Source organism: Vibrio aerogenes, assembly GCF_024346755.1.
GTDB classification, from domain to species: Bacteria; Pseudomonadota; Gammaproteobacteria; order Enterobacterales; family Vibrionaceae; genus Vibrio; species Vibrio aerogenes.
Genome location: NZ_AP024862.1, coordinates 176,618 through 192,271, shown reverse-complemented (window position 1 = coordinate 192,271; position 15,654 = coordinate 176,618). Strand labels below are relative to the sequence as shown.

Annotated in this window: 17 protein-coding genes; 7 read left to right on the top strand and 10 right to left on the bottom strand. The window is 46.0% G+C overall.

Annotation, left to right across the window (positions count from 1 at the left end; translation table 11 throughout):
• Window positions 1-15: 15 nt before the first annotated feature.
• From OCV29_RS18560 to OCV29_RS18550, 3 genes are read right to left on the bottom strand one after another with little or no spacing between them, the layout of a single operon-like run.
• On the bottom strand, window positions 16-1,032 hold the full coding sequence (locus tag OCV29_RS18560; protein WP_073605092.1) for a FecCD family ABC transporter permease: 1,017 nt from the start codon (window positions 1,030-1,032) through the stop codon (window positions 16-18).
• Window positions 1,025-2,038 (bottom strand): FecCD family ABC transporter permease, encoded by a 1,014-nt coding sequence (locus tag OCV29_RS18555; protein ID WP_073605093.1) that lies wholly within the window; start codon window positions 2,036-2,038, stop codon window positions 1,025-1,027. The genes OCV29_RS18560 and OCV29_RS18555 overlap by 8 nt, the downstream gene beginning before the upstream one ends.
• Window positions 2,039-2,047: 9 nt before the next feature.
• The gene (locus OCV29_RS18550; RefSeq protein ID WP_217653325.1) at window positions 2,048-3,010 is read right to left on the bottom strand and encodes an ABC transporter substrate-binding protein; all 963 of its coding nucleotides are present in this window, start codon (window positions 3,008-3,010) and stop codon (window positions 2,048-2,050) included.
• Between the two features lie 547 nt (window positions 3,011-3,557).
• On the opposite strand from OCV29_RS18550, the gene OCV29_RS18545 reads away from it, so the two are divergent.
• Complete coding sequence (locus OCV29_RS18545; RefSeq protein ID WP_175561587.1) at window positions 3,558-4,751, top strand: MFS transporter; 1,194 nt, start codon at window positions 3,558-3,560, stop codon at window positions 4,749-4,751.
• Window positions 4,752-4,859: 108 nt separating this feature from the next.
• Window positions 4,860-5,375, top strand: a complete 516-nt coding sequence (locus OCV29_RS18540; RefSeq protein ID WP_073605095.1) for a GNAT family N-acetyltransferase — start codon at window positions 4,860-4,862, stop codon at window positions 5,373-5,375.
• A 93-nt stretch (window positions 5,376-5,468) separates the two neighbouring features.
• On the opposite strand, the gene OCV29_RS18535 is transcribed toward OCV29_RS18540, so the two are convergent.
• Entirely contained in the window at window positions 5,469-7,139 is a 1,671-nt protein-coding gene (locus OCV29_RS18535; RefSeq protein ID WP_073605096.1) for a choice-of-anchor I family protein, read from the bottom strand.
• Between the two features lie 200 nt (window positions 7,140-7,339).
• Here OCV29_RS18535 and nadE point away from each other — a divergent pair, with 200 nt between their 5' ends.
• Window positions 7,340-9,352, top strand: coding sequence for an NAD(+) synthase (gene nadE, locus OCV29_RS18530; RefSeq protein WP_073605097.1), 2,013 nt, complete (start codon window positions 7,340-7,342; stop codon window positions 9,350-9,352).
• Window positions 9,353-9,462: 110 nt separating this feature from the next.
• Complete coding sequence (locus OCV29_RS18525) at window positions 9,463-9,957, top strand: GNAT family N-acetyltransferase (protein WP_073605098.1); 495 nt, start codon at window positions 9,463-9,465, stop codon at window positions 9,955-9,957.
• A gap of 83 nt (window positions 9,958-10,040) precedes the next feature.
• Here OCV29_RS18525 and OCV29_RS18520 read toward each other — a convergent pair whose 3' ends face one another.
• Window positions 10,041-10,643 (bottom strand): LysE family translocator, encoded by a 603-nt coding sequence (locus tag OCV29_RS18520; protein WP_073605099.1) that lies wholly within the window; start codon window positions 10,641-10,643, stop codon window positions 10,041-10,043.
• A gap of 109 nt (window positions 10,644-10,752) precedes the next feature.
• On the opposite strand from OCV29_RS18520, the gene OCV29_RS18515 reads away from it, so the two are divergent.
• The 3 genes from OCV29_RS18515 (at window position 10,753) to OCV29_RS18505 (ending at window position 12,951) form a co-directional block, all read left to right on the top strand.
• Window positions 10,753-11,937 (top strand): aminotransferase-like domain-containing protein, encoded by a 1,185-nt coding sequence (locus OCV29_RS18515; protein WP_261887422.1) that lies wholly within the window; start codon window positions 10,753-10,755, stop codon window positions 11,935-11,937.
• Window positions 11,938-11,993: 56 nt separating this feature from the next.
• Window positions 11,994-12,179, top strand: a complete 186-nt coding sequence (locus OCV29_RS18510) for a hypothetical protein (protein WP_073605101.1) — start codon at window positions 11,994-11,996, stop codon at window positions 12,177-12,179.
• Between the two features lie 121 nt (window positions 12,180-12,300).
• A complete protein-coding gene (locus OCV29_RS18505) occupies window positions 12,301-12,951 on the top strand; it encodes an alanine--tRNA ligase-related protein (RefSeq protein ID WP_073605102.1) in 651 nt (216 codons plus the stop codon).
• 76 nt (window positions 12,952-13,027) lie between these two features.
• Here the strand turns inward: OCV29_RS18505 and OCV29_RS18500 are convergent, their stop codons facing one another.
• From OCV29_RS18500 to OCV29_RS18480, 5 genes are all read right to left on the bottom strand, one after another.
• Window positions 13,028-13,735, bottom strand: a complete 708-nt coding sequence (locus OCV29_RS18500) for an aspartate/glutamate racemase family protein (RefSeq protein ID WP_073605103.1) — start codon at window positions 13,733-13,735, stop codon at window positions 13,028-13,030.
• Between the two features lie 39 nt (window positions 13,736-13,774).
• On the bottom strand, window positions 13,775-14,236 hold the full coding sequence (locus tag OCV29_RS18495) for a hypothetical protein (protein ID WP_073605104.1): 462 nt from the start codon (window positions 14,234-14,236) through the stop codon (window positions 13,775-13,777).
• A 68-nt stretch (window positions 14,237-14,304) separates the two neighbouring features.
• The gene (locus tag OCV29_RS18490; RefSeq protein ID WP_073605105.1) at window positions 14,305-14,586 is read right to left on the bottom strand and encodes a hypothetical protein; all 282 of its coding nucleotides are present in this window, start codon (window positions 14,584-14,586) and stop codon (window positions 14,305-14,307) included.
• A 312-nt stretch (window positions 14,587-14,898) separates the two neighbouring features.
• Window positions 14,899-15,180, bottom strand: a complete 282-nt coding sequence (locus OCV29_RS18485; protein ID WP_073605106.1) for a hypothetical protein — start codon at window positions 15,178-15,180, stop codon at window positions 14,899-14,901.
• Window positions 15,181-15,194: 14 nt separating this feature from the next.
• Entirely contained in the window at window positions 15,195-15,452 is a 258-nt protein-coding gene (locus tag OCV29_RS18480) for a DUF3289 family protein (protein WP_245796948.1), read from the bottom strand.
• Window positions 15,453-15,654 lie beyond the last annotated feature (202 nt).

Here is a 15,654-nt window from a genome sequence, read left to right as displayed (position 1 = left end):
CTCCTGTTCCGATGGTCAGAACCGTTGCCGGTAGAGTAAAAAGATAAAGAAAGGTGCGCCGATGGCCGACACAAACACGCCGGCCGGGACGTCCAGCGGCTGAAATAACAAACGCCCGCATAAATCAGCCAGCACCACCAGGCAAGCCCCGGTTAATGCAGTCACCGGCAGCAACAACGCAAAACTTCTGGCCATCAAACGGCGGGCAATATGCGGGGCAATCAAGCCGACAAAGCTCACCGCACCCGCATATGCAATCGCCGGGGCCGCCATCATCACGCTAAGCAACAACATCCATATACGTGTTCCTTGCAGCGACACCCCTAAACCCACTGCGGTTTGGTCGCCCAGTTCCTGCGCATTCATCCGGCGGGAGAAATAAAGGGAAAGGCTGAAACTGACCAAAATCCACGGGAATAACCGTTCAACGTCATGCCAGTTGGTGCCATAGACACTCCCGGTCAGCCAGATATACGCCATCATACTGGTTGATTCCGGACTGACTGCAATCAGCAAAGTCACTATCGCACTCATCGCCGCCGAGACGCCGATCCCAACCAGCACCAAACGCATCGGTGAAACCCCACGACGCCAGGCCAGAACATAGATCAACAAACTGGCGCTCAATGCGCCACCGATAGCAAACACTGGCAGCCACCCAATCCCCAGCACCGGCTTAAAAAAGAACAGAAACACCACAGCCGCAGCAGATGCGCCACTGGTTATGCCGATAATATCCGGTGAGGCCAGCGGATTACGGATCACAGACTGAAGTATCAGACCGGCACCGCCTAATGCCGCACCAACCATGGCCGCCATCAGGATTCGCGGCAGGCGCAGCGTTTCTGCGACAAACTGTGCCAGACTCCCGGATCTGCTCAGACCGGTCCCGCCTGTATCCGATGTTCCGGCAGATAAGGCAACCCACATCACCAGCAACGTCAGGAACAGCGCAAATAATAACGCCAGCAGGGACGAATACGTCACCGAAAACGAAAACCAGCGGTGGCGAAAGGTCAACTGTTTATCCATGCTGAAGTCCTTTGCGGGCCAGATAAATGAAAAAAGGCGCACCAAACGCGGCGGTCATCACCCCTATCGGGATCTCTTGCGGTGCGAGTACTAACCGGCTGGCGATATCTGCCAGCAATAATAAAATCGCCCCCCAAAACGCACTCAGAATCAGCAACCATTTGTGATGATTTCCCACCACAGCCCGCACCATATGCGGCACAATCAAACCGATGAAACCAATATTTCCGGCAATTGCCACACACGCCCCGGCAAGACTGATAATGAAGAGACTCATGACCACTTTTATCAGGCCGGTATTCTGGCCCAGCCCGGTCGCGATATCATCGCCGGACAGCAAAATATTGAGGTGTGGCGCAAGCAGCACCGAGCCGGTGATTGCCCCCCAGATATAAGGTAATACGGGCATCACCGTGGTTAATTCATGCCCTGAAACCGAACCTGCCGCCCAGAACAGCACGCTGTCAACGCCTTCCTGCCCTGTCACCAGCACCCCTTGTGTAAACGCCATAAACAGGGCCGAAATCGCAGCCCCCGCCAGCACCACCCGAACTGGCGACAAGCCGTCATAACCTAAACTGCCGAGTCCATAGACCAGTATCCCGGCGATGGCAGCTCCGGAAAAAGCAATCCAGAGATAATCATCGGGTGAGCCAACCGCGAAGAAATTTGCAAATAACACGATAAAAAATACCGCACCGCTATTGACCCCGAATATCGCAGGTGAGGCTAAAGGGTTACGGGTCAGCGATTGCATCAGCACACCAGCCACCGCCAGCCCTGCGCCAACCGAGCAGGCAACAACACTGCGGGATAAGCGGGTCGTTGTGAGAATGACATAATCAATTGAGCCGGGATCCGGCGTCAGAAAAGCATCCCATAACCTCGCTAAAGGAATCGGATACTGGCCGCAAGCCAGGCTCACCACAAACGCGGCCATGAGTATAGACAACGAGATAAAAATAAGTCCCCAACGATACCCCGTTTGATGGTGTGCAATTAACATAAAACCACGCTACAGGGCTGATGAATTCAGATGATACATCTCAGATAACTGGCCCAGCATCAGATTTGCACCCAAAATACCGCCCGACAAGAGCCAGCTCGTCCGGTCCGCCAGATAAACCTGATGATGTTTTGGCGCTTTAAGGATTTTCCACAACGGGTGAAGCCGCCATGACTGATAGTTTTGTCTCACGGCTGGCGCATCAGAATGAAGAATCACAAAAAAAACGTCCGCATTGAGCGTTGGCAAAGCCTCTTTAGATTTCAGCTTCACTCCCCAGCCCGAAGCACCCGCCGGATGCGGCAGCTGAAACCCAATCGACGTTAATACCGTCCCGGCGAAGCTTTGTTGCAGATATAAACGCAAATGATCTGAACGAACATCAATCACCGAAGCGGTGGCCGGCCAGTCCGGAATGTGTTTCTTTAACTGGCTGCGAAATGCCGTAACACGCGCTTGCCACTGATGCCACAGCTGCGCTTTCTCCTGCTCCCGGCCCGTTGCTTCAGCCACCAGATCCAACGTGTGCTCAAAATCATACACATTGTCGGCAAATACCGTGGGAGCAATAGCCGACAACTGTGAATAAATCTTTTCATGCCGGGAACGGGCACCAATAATTAAATCCGGCTGCAATGCCGCAATAACTTCCAGATTAGGCTGGGTCTCCAGCCCGACATGAGCCACGCCTTGTAATGACGATCGCAAATACCGGTAGGTTGGTTTTTCAGCCCAGGAATCAACCACACCGACCGGACGAATTCCGAGAGCCACCACAGAGTCCGTCGCCCCCTGGAACAAGGTCACAACACGAACCGTTTTCTGCACGCGTGTCGTGCCCATCGCATGCGTGACCTGCTGCTCAGCCCATGCTTCAGAACAGGCAAAAAAACCGAAAAACAGAGACCAGAAAATCACGAGACAGGGCACCGGAATCACCTTGCCAAAAAGCTCCATACGGCGGTTACGCATTGATATCCTTACTTCAGTCAGGCTAATGTTGTTAATAAAATCAATAATAATGATAATTAATTTCATACGCAAATGTTTATCACTACGATAAATGAACCTGTTGATGAGCTCCCGAAGGGCGAGATTGATTGGCTCCTGTCCTGCGTTACTGATTTTCAACGTAGAATGACTCTATTTGCCCTCTTTTCTTATAAAGGAGGTGTGCCTTGCTCAGAAACCAATCAATGCTCGCTGAATAGGCATCTTGAGGTCACTTCGGTATATACATTTAAAATTCACTAATCATTGAAAAAATGAATATGCGCTCTTTAAATTAATGGCACAGATTATTAATGAACTAATTTAAATATTTATTGCATTAAAAATAAAAGCAACATAGATCACAAAAAATATAAATAAACTTATTAATAATCAGTAAAATATCTCTTCGTATAAATTGATGACGAAGATATTTCAATTACTGAAGCAAATTGGTCAGGAACGAGTTATAAAAATGAAGAGACGAAACCTCTTTTGAATTTTCTTATGAGTGATGGGCAGAATAGATATGGATAAAAACATTAAAATAACGACGATTGCGGCAATTGGTATGTTTCTCTCTATGTTTGATACCGGAATTGTCGCAATCGCCGTCAGCCACATTACTCAGTCTTTACACGGAATCAATTCCTCTGGTCCGTTAATATTAACGAGTTATTCATTGATGTTATGTGGAACGATTCTGTTTTTTGGTGATTTATCTTCAAAATATGGATCTATCATCGTATTTAAATCAGGAATGCTACTGCTTTTAGTGTCATCAGTGTTGTGTGCTTTTTCACCGTCGATGTGGATACTCATTTTATTTCGGGGAATTCAGGGTATATCTGCGGCCATGATACAATCGACAGCAATCACACTCACCAGCCAATATGTAACAGAAAAAAATAAAACAAAATCAATAGCAACTGTAATCACTTTTGCAAGTATTGGTCCGATACTCGCTCCAACAGTTGGGGGATTCATTCTTAATTATTTTTCATGGGAATGGTTATTTTACATCAATATTCCCTTCTGTTTGGTATCTTTATTTTTATCGTTAAAAATAGAAAAGGTTAACAACAATATTGTAAGACATCATCAATTTCAATTATTAATTTATTCTTCTTTCGTTATCAGTCTTATTAGCGGAATTATTTTTTCAATGGGATGGCTTCTTACTGCATCTCTTGGATTAGCGATATTAATCATATATTCAGAAATTAAAAGCAAGCATCAGGGCGTGCTATTTAATAAGCATATTTTAAATTTTAAGTTTTATTTATCAATATTAGGATCACTATTTCTTGGTTCTTCAACTTCATGTATGTTTATCATTCCGCCTATAAAATTATTAGCATCTGATAATATTTTGTTTGTTTCTTTTATTGTGATGACATTACCGGTTTTCACTGTATTCATATCGAAAATATCTCCGGGATTTATTGCCAAATATGGTTATCAGAAGATCTGCATCATAGGCTTTGTGTTCATGTTTGCCGGAACGCTCGGGTTACTGAAGGAACAATTCAGCACCGCTTACACGTTCATTTGTCTGGCCTCTTTTGGTATTGGATGCGGATTATTCCAGCCATCCAATACCCTTATGTTGTTTCAATCTTCAGACAAAAGCTACCATGCCATGTCAAATTCATTATCAAGACTGTTTGTCAATTTGGGAATTGCTCTGGGCTCGTCACTGGTTGCTGTTTTTTATCTTTGATCCACATTGTCTGCTCACGACAAACCGTTGCAGAATATTTGCTTGTGACCGCATTCGATCACAAAATAGCGACAAGTATTCTGCCTGTGAGGCATCAGGGTAAATCAAATGAGTGTGGAAATAAGCCTTCTGTCTGTCAGTGATGTGACTGAATTACTGGCATTTGAGCTGGAAAACCGGGGCTGGTTTGAACAGTTTGTCGAACCCAGAGGGGATGATTTTTATACGCCAGACAGCGTCAAAGCACAGATTTTGGAATTTTTACTGCTGCACCGGTGCGGTGAAATGTATCCCATGTTAATTCGCGATCAGCATGGCAACATTTGCGGACGAATTAACATTCACCGGATAAACAGGGAAAAGAAATCAGGAGAGCTTGGCTATCGGGTCGGTCAATCCTTTGTATCCAAAGGTATCGCGTCACAAGCCGTGGAAAAATTCATGGCCTTCCTGGCATCTGAGTCTGCACTTGATTCGGTCACGGCGTATGTACTAACCGGCAATACCGGCTCTGAAAAGGTGCTGCAAAAGAATGGTTTCAACAAAGTTGACAACATCATCAATTACTCATCGCTTCATGGTGAACTCCGGGATGCAGTCAAGTATGTGCGGGGATTAATCTGATTATCCTGGAGCAACAGAGCAAAGGGACACCGCCCCTTTGCTCTGGCATCAGTCCGTCAATTCTGCCAGATCCGATCGCCGTCTGTAGTTGATTTACCGGATTTCATAAATCGTCGTCGAGCCGCTGACCTCATTGGCGGTAACCAGCAAAGCGGTTTGTGTCGGACTATGTGCTGCCGGAATAATTAACAGACCTTCCGGCCCTAAATCGCCACCTTTCCCGGCCGGAACCAGCTTTTTCGGTTCTGCTGAAAAATCCCGGTCATTGATATAATCAACAAAAACCGGCTGCGTCGGGTCGGAGATATTGTAAATCATGATGCCACCGATCCTTTCCAGACCAACGAATGCATAAGTCGCCTGATGGTGTTGATAACACACCACATTTTCCGGCTCCGGGCCTTTGTTATCACTGCGGTTGTCGATTTTATTTTTGGTGTTGCTGGCATTGAAATGTTTTGGATAACGCTGAGCTGTGATCTGTTCAAAATCGTCCCCGCTGTCTGAAACCAGACGTCCATCCGCATCAAAGATTGAAAACGAACGGGCACCAAAACTATACAGCTGGTCATAGTCACCATCACCATCTGTATCACCCATATCCCGCGCAATTTTCAACCGGCCAATCCCGTGTTTTACATGCTGTATTTTTTGGGCATTTGGGAACTTGTCCGGATCCAGTTTTACATCTGCAATCCTGACTTCATCATTGGCTGCCGGATTATAGTGTGGGTCTTTCTTATCTTCACTGTATTCCCGGCCATCCCCTTCATTCGCTGTCAGCACATAATTCCGGCCATTGATCCGGCAGCCGGAAATCCCGTCAGGCTGATACATCCCCATAACCGGCCACTGGCGGATATCGGCCCGCTTATCTTTATCATTCCCATCCAGCCCCTGACCGGGCAAAGCGTGGTTTTTATAACCCAGCCCGGTGATTGTTTTCAGCCGGTTGTGCTTCAGGTCAATCACCGCCAACGCATTATTTTCCTGCAATGCGACCCACGCTGTCTGGTTATCGTCACTGATAGTAATGTATTCGGGTTCCAGATCTTCAGCCGGAGTTGAGCCGGGGCGGATTCTCACCTGTCTGGCTCTGAGTGCGTCTGCGCTGAAATCATCAAAACCCAGTGTCATTGTGCGGGCATGATTCACACCCCGGCTTAAATCAATCACACTGACCGAACCTTTGGGATCACACAGATAATCCAGACAAGGCTCACCTTCATTAGCGACCAATAGCTTTTGGCCGTCTTTGGTAAATTTCACCATATCCGGCAGGCTGCCGACCGTGACCTGTCCAAGGGGCTGGTTCGTCACAACATCAAAAAAGGCAACCAACCCATTGTTTTGCCGGTTAAAGTGTTGCGAATCTTTATTCTCAACCGCAACGGCAACCAGCCCATGCGCCACATCAACGCTCTGAATACCGGACCCCAACGCCCCGGCCTGTAATTCTGCGCGTTTCACCGGAGAGGCCGGATCTGAAATATCAATCACGTCGATACTGTTTTCCCCGCCGTCAACCACATAAAGCGACTGTGTTTTGGGTGAGTACGCCGCAATTTCTGCAGCACTTTCATCAAATATCCGGGTTTGATACCGGCCAAGCTTGTGTAGTGACACCTTCTGGCCTGATAATGCTGAACTGCCTGATGTACCGGAATGTGAAACACAACCGGCAAGCACCACCGTCAGTCCGAGTACGATAGTCGTTGAAAAAGTGCTCAGAAAAAAAGTAGTCCGTGAAAAAGCCCTGTTCATAGATCCTCCGTGAAAGGCTGTTTTTTAACCAGCGTAGCGGCAATATATTGCAAAGAAATGGCGGTCAGCCGGTTCGGTTCGATTCAATCTATTGTCTTCCGCACTGTTTGCCAGGGTCTCAGGAATAGCGCAGCTATTCAGCTTCCCCGGCGATAAGGTTATAATTTATCTCATATCCTCCAATTTCAGAGGCAACTCCAATGATTGTTTCATCGGCAAGTATCAATCAAACTCCCCGTGACTGGACAGGGAATATCTCCCGTATTCAGGCCGTGATTGATCAGGCGGCCAAAGCCGGGGCGACCCTGATCGTGACACCGGAGCTCGGCATATCCGGTTACGGATGTGAAGATTATTTCTATCAGGAAAAACTCACCGACACCGCATTGCAGGCGCTTTCCCGGCTCCGGATTCCGGACGGTGTGCTGGTCACCGTCGGCTTACCGGTGCTGTTTTGCAACCGCTTATATAACGCCGTGGCCCTGCTCCAAAACTCGCCGGATAGCCAAATCATTCAGGGCATGGCGTTTAAAAAACAGCTGGCAATGAATGGCATTCACTATGAAGCCCGCTGGTTCTCCCGGTGGGAGTCCGGCAGCGTGGTTTATACCGATCAGATCACGGGATACCCGATTCCCGTCGGTGACCCAACCTTCGACTATCAGGGTTACCGGATCGGATTTGAAACCTGTGAAGAATCCTGGGTGCCAAACCGCTCTGCCCGCGCCTTATTTGACCGGGGCGTCGACATTATCATCAATGCCTCAGCCAGCCACTTTGCCATTGGTAAATTTGCAACCCGCAAACAGATGGTGATTGACGGCAGCCGGACGTTCGGTGCCGCTTATATTTATTCAAACCTCAATGGCTGTGAATCCGGACGGGCGGTCTACGATGGCGGCTGCCTGATCGCTTCCGGCGGTGACATTATCGCGCAGGGAGAAAGGCTGCACTTCACGGACAGCGCGATCATTTGTGCAGCTATTGATGCGCACGATAACCGGCTTGTCCAGCAGATGAACTCACAGACCGCAGAACTGAACAACATCATGACGGATACCATCTGTCTGGACACTCACCCCGGTGATGTTGCAGCCAGTCCGGAAGCCTCCGCGGTCACATCCGTGCCACCGGTGAGTGTACCGCCACTTCAGCCATGGGAAACCTCTGCCGGCCTGCACCATGAAGAAGCCATCCGCGCGGTCGCACTCGGCCTGCGGGACTGGTCCAAAAAGACCGCCACCAATGGCTTTGCCCTGAGTCTCAGCGGCGGTGCAGACAGCGCACTGGTCGCCGTGGCGACACATCTTTCGGTTTACCTTGAACTGTCAGAATACAAAAGAAAAGGCCGGCAACTGTCAACGCACTTAGCGCGGTTTCTGCCGGAAACTTCAGCAGACGGCCGTCTGCTGAGTGACATCCCGTCACTGACCAAACGCATCATGCATCACTACATGCTGACCTTATATCAGGGCACCGGGAACAGCAGCGAAACAACGCTCAATGCAGCCAAATCAGTCGCAACCGGCACCGGCGCATGTTTTGACAGCTGGGATATCGACCCGCTCATCAAAAGCTATCAGGCATTATCTGAAAAAACCATTGCCCGGCCGTTAACCTGGGAACAGGATGATATTCCATTACAAAACATTCAGGCCCGGGTCCGCGCGCCGGGCATCTGGATGTTGGCTAATATCGACAACAAACTATTACTGACAACCTCAAATATGTCGGAAGGCGCGGTTGGCTATGTCACCATGGACGGCGATTCCTCCGGCGTACTGGCACCGATATCCGGCATCACCAAAGGACGGATTCTGAACATACTCAGCTGGCTCAATACCACCGGTATTCTGGTCGATGAAACACCCTACCCGCTCCCCTGTTTACAGCCGGTGGTTGATCAACGGCCTACTGCGGAATTACGGCCAGAACAGCAAAATGACGAAGATGATCTGATGCCATTTGCCATTCTGGACCGGATTGTTGAGTTGTTTATGGTAAAACGAAAATGCCAGCAAACCATTTTTGAAACATTAACCGGAGAGTTTCCTCACTACAGCCATCACCAGCTCAATCATTATGTTGAGCTGTTTTTCCGGCTGTTTAAGCGCAATCAGTGGAAACGGGAGCGTCAGGCGCCCGGATTTCATATTGAAGTCAATTCGCTGGACCCGAAAACATACGGGCGTTTCTCTTTGTTTACCGGCTAAGTTTTCGGTGAAACGGTTTACGGGCGAGGTTTACGGGGACAGACACTTTAATCTCGTCAATCCGGACACTTAAATTTGCATATCCAACCCACAGGTAAGGAGAAAGTACTGTGTACCAAATCAGACAAGCCGTTGCTGAAGATATCAAACGGATCGCACAAATCGAGTTGCGATGTTTTCCTGAAGCAGAAGCAGCAACGCTCGCTTCTTTTCAACAAAGGTTTGCCGTCTTTCCTGAATGCTTCTATGTGCTGGAAGTTGAAGGCGTTATCGTCGGGCATACCAATGGTTGTATCTATCACAAGCCAGAATTACCGGACATCCTGTATACGGACCCTAGCCTACATTGTCCCGAAGGTGGCTATCAAACCGTATTTGGCTTAGCGGTCGATCCGGATTATCAGGGAAAAGGATACGCTTCATTACTGACCCGTCATTTTATTGCCGAAAGCCGAAACAAAAATCTTCAGGGAATGGTGCTGACCTGTAAAGACAGACTGATCGGATTTTACGAGAAACTTGGTTTTGCATGTCAGGGACGTTCGGCATCCAGTCATGGCGGAGCAAACTGGAATGATATGATCATTGAGTTTCAGGTGCCATAATTCAGCGTTCAGTCACCTCCCGGAGATTCCTGATTCTGCGGGTGGTGACTGAACTCATTGATATCTTCCGCAAGACAAATGACTTACCTGAATATCATGGGTAATGTCGTTAATAACAGAAGGCCCATTGTCATATTGAACATCCGGTTGTACTCAGGCTGCTGAAGTTTACCCGACACAAGCTTCCCGATGGTGACCCACATGAATGTTCCGGGAATCGTCGCGGTATTAAACATGACAACCCCCAGTAAAGCTGATGGCCAGAACAAATCACCGTTTAACGTAAATACCGAACTGGCCGTGATCAGACTTGCCCATGATTTGGGATTGATGACCTGAAATGCCGCCGCCTGAATCACCCCCATGGGTTTCGCCTTATTATTCACGCTGTGAACTTTTGCAAAGGCTATTTTTACCGCCATATAGATAATGTAAGCCGAAGCAATATAAGCACATATCGTATGAGCAACGGGCCAACGCTGAAAGACCTGACCGAGTCCTGATAAAATTGTCAGATGAAGCAATGTCATCCCGGTTCGTATACCCAGTATATGGGGAAGCGTTTTCGCAATTCCAAATTGAGCGCCAGAGTGCGCAAGCAATATATTATTGGGCCCTGGTGTCACGGTACTGATAAAACAAAAAAGCATGAGAGAAGGTGCAATTGCAAGTAGTGAACTGTCCATAGTGATTTATTCTTCCTCTGAAATTTAAATATTGTATTGATACAATTAAGCAATTAAACTTACATTTAATTTCACATACGATACAATTTTGATCAATAAATTTATTGTTATGAATACAATTAACGCTATGAATACAATGAAAGAAATCAGTGCAGAAAAATTTGAACAGGCATGTTCGCAGTATCCTAAATATCAGGCACTGGCATGGGTGATTGAACAGGCCATTCATGAAGGGAAATTCGTCCATGACCAAAAGCTGCCAGCCCAGCGCATTTTGGCTGACGCTTTGAATATTACGCACGGAACAGTCACCCGTGCCTACGCCCTGCTTGAGAAAAAAGGCATTGTGGATGCCAGACTGGGGGACGGAACTTACGTCCGCCAGCTGCACCAGACAAGCAATAATACAGAAAAAGACCTGCAAAACCGCGAGTATGACTTTGCCTCAAGTATGCAACCCATGCTGGGACAACAATTATATCTGGCTCATATGTTGAAAGAGTTGTCCGATGATCCGGGAGCGGTTGAAAGCGTGATGACTCATGCCTATCAGGGGCTGGACAGGCATAAAAAAGCTTTTCTTTCCTGGCTTGCTTCTAAGGGAATTGAAGCAGGAATGCCCGATATTTGCTTTACCAACGGTGCCCAGCAAGGCATTTTTACCTGCGTCCAGATACTAACCCGCAATAACGATTATATCCTGCATGAAGCGCTGACATACCCCGGTTTACTGCACGCCGCAGAAGCCAGCCATGTCAACACGTTAGGTGTTCCCTTCTCAGACGACGGGCTGGATCTTGAAATTCTTGAGAAGTATTGTCAGCAATATCACCCCAAGTTACTGTATATCACCCCAAATATGCAAAATCCGACCAATATACGGTACACAACTCAGCAACTGGACAGAATCATCGCACTCAGTCGTCAATACGATTTTTACATTGTTGAAGATGATGTGAATTACTGTCTGCCGGAAGATTGGCAGCGCCCTATCCAGCAACGAGCCCAAGACCGGGTTTTTTATCTTTCAAGCCTGTCAAAGTATGTCGCCGGCGGATTACGTATCGCCTACAGCCTCATTCCCGCTCAGTGGCAAGCGGCATTTAATGCGCACATTCATAGTCAATGCTGGATGCTGCCAACACTCAATTTTGAGTTAGCCGCCCGCTTCTTAAACAGTCATGAATTTAACCAGAATCAAGCATATTTAGCAGATGAAATGCGCTATCGTCAGAACCTGTTTAAAGATATGGCTCACCGCCATGGTTTAACCACACGGGGGGGGGCGGCCTGAATATCTGGCTCACGCTGCCGGAGTCAGTCAATCTCAACCAGTTCAGGCACTTATTGGTGACCAACCGCATTAAAGTGAGAGCCGCCGATTTATTTGCACGGGCAAACGCTCCGGCAGGGCTGACCAATGGATTCAGAATCTCGTTAGGTGGTTTTCATTCCCGTTTGGAATTTGATCAAGGGGTGGCTGCTTTCGAACAGGTGTTATTGCAACTGAATCATTATCAGGATGTTGTGATTTGATGGTGGTGTATTAACCATTTGATGATAGTGTATTAACCACTTGATGATAGTGTATTAACCACTTGATGATAGTGTATGAACCGTCTCTTGTTCAAAATGGACTTGTTTACAGAGGTGTAAAATGACAAAAAAGATATTTTGGGAAAACCCATACCAAACGGAATTAACATCTTATGTCACGGCTATCGATGGCAAAACCATTGAATTATCTGACACTATTTTTTATGCCGAATCTGGCGGTCAGGAGAGTGATTCCGGAACAATAGGCGGCATTGAAGTTGTGAAAGCAGAAAAGCAAGGAAAGCAGATTTTTTATACGCTTGCCCACACCCCTGAGTTTGCCATTGGTGATGAGGTTACAACAATAATCAACTGGCCAAGACGATATGCTTTGATGAAACTGCACTTTGCTGCTGAATTAGTCCTTGAATACTTATACCGGGAACTGGCGATTGATAAAATTGGCGCTCATATTTCTGAGGACAAAAGCAGAATTGATATGTTATTTCCGGAGAATATCAGTCAGTTGCTCATCAATATTCAAAAGAAAGTACAGCATATTATCGATGCCGATCTCCCTGTTGAAAGTAACTTTTCAGATATCGAAACAGAACAGCGTTACTGGAAAATAGAAGGCTTTGCCCGCGTGCCATGTGGCGGAACACATTTACATCAAACGTCTGAAGTCGGACAGGTTCACCTGAAGCGGAAAAACCCTGGTCGCGGGAAAGAAAGAGTCGAAATTACGATTGAGCCGGTGTTGGTGAGTTGATGTGAATTAGTGTGATTACCAAGGGAGACTGACGGTATAATTACCAACCGACTTTGTCGTAGTCACACTAGTATAGTTATATTGCTATCTCATTCGATATTGCTAATTGAACAGCCTGAGCTGCATGAATTTCAGTCGTGTCATACAATGGTACTTTTGTATGTTCTTGCTGAATCAGTAGTGCGATTTCAGTACAACCCAGTATCACAGCCTCGGCACCCTGCTCATGTAAACCGCTGACAATATTCAAATACTGTTCTCTTGATTCAGTGCGAATAACACCCCGACACAATTCATCATAAATTATGTCGTGAACAACTGTCTGTTCATTGGTATCAGGAACAACGACATCAATACCAAATTTATCAACTAAACGACTTTTATAGAAATCCTGCTCCATTGTGAAGCGAGTACCAAGTAACCCAACTTTTTTAACGCCATCAGCAACCAATTTATTGGCCGTTGCATCGGCAATATGAAGAATTGGGATAGAAATTTCAGCCTCAATTTCCGGAACAACCTTATGCATTGTATTTGTGCAAATTATCAAAAAATCCGCACCGCCAGCTTCAACTGACTTTGCTGCATTCGATAAAATCAATGCTGTTTCATTCCATTTGCCTTCATGTTGTAACTTTTCAATTTCATCGAAATTCACACTGTATAAACAAATTTTCGCAGAATGCAGGCCACCAAGTTCAGACTTAACGCCTTCATTGATTGCCTTATAATAGCTGGCTGTTGATTCCCAACTCATACCACCTAACATTCCGATTGTTTTCATTTTGTACTCCATTATTTAAACCACAATATAAATATTGAGTCAGCTAACTTTTAACGACAATATTAAATCGCGATATTTCTGCATATCAGGCTCATTTGGCAATTCAGGAAGTGCCAGATAAAACACATATGTTTTACCTCCAGATCTTGCTACCAATTGGAACTCATATCCCCCGATACCACCAGGTTGTGACTGGAGATAACCATTCCAATTCTCACCGTTCACTTCGGTCGCAGCGCTGGGTTCTCCACCAAACTGCTTGTGGTGGGCAGTTGTAACAATGTAATTGACGAAATCAAGTGCTTCATTTTGAAATTTTTGGTCTAGCTGAAGCTCTTCAATCATTGCTTCACCAGATTCTGAGACAATTAAGAAGGGTCTTTTTGATTCAATCGTCCATCCTTCAGCTTTAGAAAAGTTAATTTCCTGATCCTTTGGTGCTGTGCTTCCGGTAGCGGAAGATGCCAAAAAAGAGAGTAAGGAACCTAATTTTTTGATCATAGTTTTTCCCCGATAGCTCTGGCTAACATTCTTAATCACAGGCTGGCTCGTTTTGTCACCTGCCCAACTTACAACCAACCTATCATAACTCTATAAAAAATAGAGAGTATTTTAAAAAAAACAGTATGGATATACTGACTTATTGGGACAGACGCTTTAATCCTGGTATTCATTTCTGAAGATTCCGGCTTCAGTGGCAGGTTTGGTGCGCTTATCAATTTTGTCGATCCAAGCGGCGCATAGTGCACGCGCCCCAGCCCCTTTTCAGGGCGGAAAAGGGGCGAAAACGCCTTTTGGTGATCGCTGGCCGGAGCAGGATTGGAAGCGCATCCCTGCGCCCAATCCTTCAAAAATCTTCCTGATTTTTGTCCTGATTCATTGGGTCACTGTGAATAGGAACGTGTGAATAAGCACCAACAAAAAGAGCCACAACTAACTAAAGTGGCTCTGAGTTAACTTAGTTTCGAACAATGATCTTATTGTTTGAGACGAACCTTTCCGGAAGCCGAGACTTTTCCGGGTGCGTCCTGAATGGTGATTAATTTATTGATGTAAAGTATCACTTCATAAAAATCACTATCTGAGGGGTTATTCTTATGCAGATAATGTTGTCCTGTTCATATTTAATTTATGCGTCATTCAACTTATTATTAGAACTTTATTTAAGAAAAACGGGCATAATAAGCCGCAATTATTGGGCCACCACCAAGAACTAAATAGGCAACCAAGCCCCACCAGTATTTTTTGTTATATGTATATATACAACTGACTACTGTGATCAACAGATTTAAAATGAAAAGACAAAGAATAAATAACAACCCTAAATTACCATCGCTGTCAGCAAACAGGTAAGAGAACACCGGAATATTGGCAATCCATAGCCACGTCAGGCTCAACCATATAGCGGACAAACCAAGAAAAACTGTTTGAATTATTTTTTTCATACATAACCCGTTACTTACATTACAAACTGGATCGTTGTAATAAATGGCTGATAATTATATTCGGTATAATGCTGTAATAAATACCATGATCTGAACCCCTTAAGAAGCTCAAATTTCTTTGGAAGACTATGGCGTAAGTCACTACCTTCATCTATCAAATCCGGATGATTTATATCTTCAGGGTCAAGGCCGAAATGATCCTGAATGTCATATAAAAACTCTCCTCTGATTTGATCCCCTTTGTACTCCAGCTTTGTCGCATAAACCCTCATTGACCAGATACCATGTACTGATAACGATTCCCCATTGAATCTTTGGTATTGCATCCCGAAGAAATAAGCCCCTGTTTTTCTCCGGAGAGCGTCAGATAAGCAACATGCGCCATGAGTTAGCCCTTTTGTCATTATTTTAATATTAATCAGGATGCATTTTGCATAATTGCTTATCAGTTATCAATTACTTAGTATGTGGCTT

What these genes read in the sequence shown, in the direction of transcription:
- OCV29_RS18560 (WP_073605092.1), bottom strand. Translation starts at nt 1,032, where the DNA reads ATGGATAAACAGTTGACCTTTCGCCACCGCTGGTTTTCGTTTTCGGTG.
- OCV29_RS18555 (WP_073605093.1), bottom strand. Translation starts at nt 2,038, where the DNA reads ATGTTAATTGCACACCATCAAACGGGGTATCGTTGGGGACTTATTTTT.
- OCV29_RS18550 (WP_217653325.1), bottom strand. Translation starts at nt 3,010, where the DNA reads ATGCGTAACCGCCGTATGGAGCTTTTTGGCAAGGTGATTCCGGTGCCC.
- OCV29_RS18545 (WP_175561587.1), top strand. Translation starts at nt 3,558, where the DNA reads ATGGATAAAAACATTAAAATAACGACGATTGCGGCAATTGGTATGTTT.
- OCV29_RS18540 (WP_073605095.1), top strand. Translation starts at nt 4,860, where the DNA reads ATGAGTGTGGAAATAAGCCTTCTGTCTGTCAGTGATGTGACTGAATTA.
- OCV29_RS18535 (WP_073605096.1), bottom strand. Translation starts at nt 7,139, where the DNA reads ATGAACAGGGCTTTTTCACGGACTACTTTTTTTCTGAGCACTTTTTCA.
- nadE (WP_073605097.1), top strand. Translation starts at nt 7,340, where the DNA reads ATGATTGTTTCATCGGCAAGTATCAATCAAACTCCCCGTGACTGGACA.
- OCV29_RS18520 (WP_073605099.1), bottom strand. Translation starts at nt 10,643, where the DNA reads ATGGACAGTTCACTACTTGCAATTGCACCTTCTCTCATGCTTTTTTGT.
- OCV29_RS18515 (WP_261887422.1), top strand. Translation starts at nt 10,753, where the DNA reads ATGAATACAATTAACGCTATGAATACAATGAAAGAAATCAGTGCAGAA.
- OCV29_RS18505 (WP_073605102.1), top strand. Translation starts at nt 12,301, where the DNA reads ATGACAAAAAAGATATTTTGGGAAAACCCATACCAAACGGAATTAACA.
- OCV29_RS18500 (WP_073605103.1), bottom strand. Translation starts at nt 13,735, where the DNA reads ATGAAAACAATCGGAATGTTAGGTGGTATGAGTTGGGAATCAACAGCC.
- OCV29_RS18495 (WP_073605104.1), bottom strand. Translation starts at nt 14,236, where the DNA reads ATGATCAAAAAATTAGGTTCCTTACTCTCTTTTTTGGCATCTTCCGCT.
- OCV29_RS18485 (WP_073605106.1), bottom strand. Translation starts at nt 15,180, where the DNA reads ATGAAAAAAATAATTCAAACAGTTTTTCTTGGTTTGTCCGCTATATGG.
- OCV29_RS18480 (WP_245796948.1), bottom strand. Translation starts at nt 15,452, where the DNA reads ATGAGGGTTTATGCGACAAAGCTGGAGTACAAAGGGGATCAAATCAGA.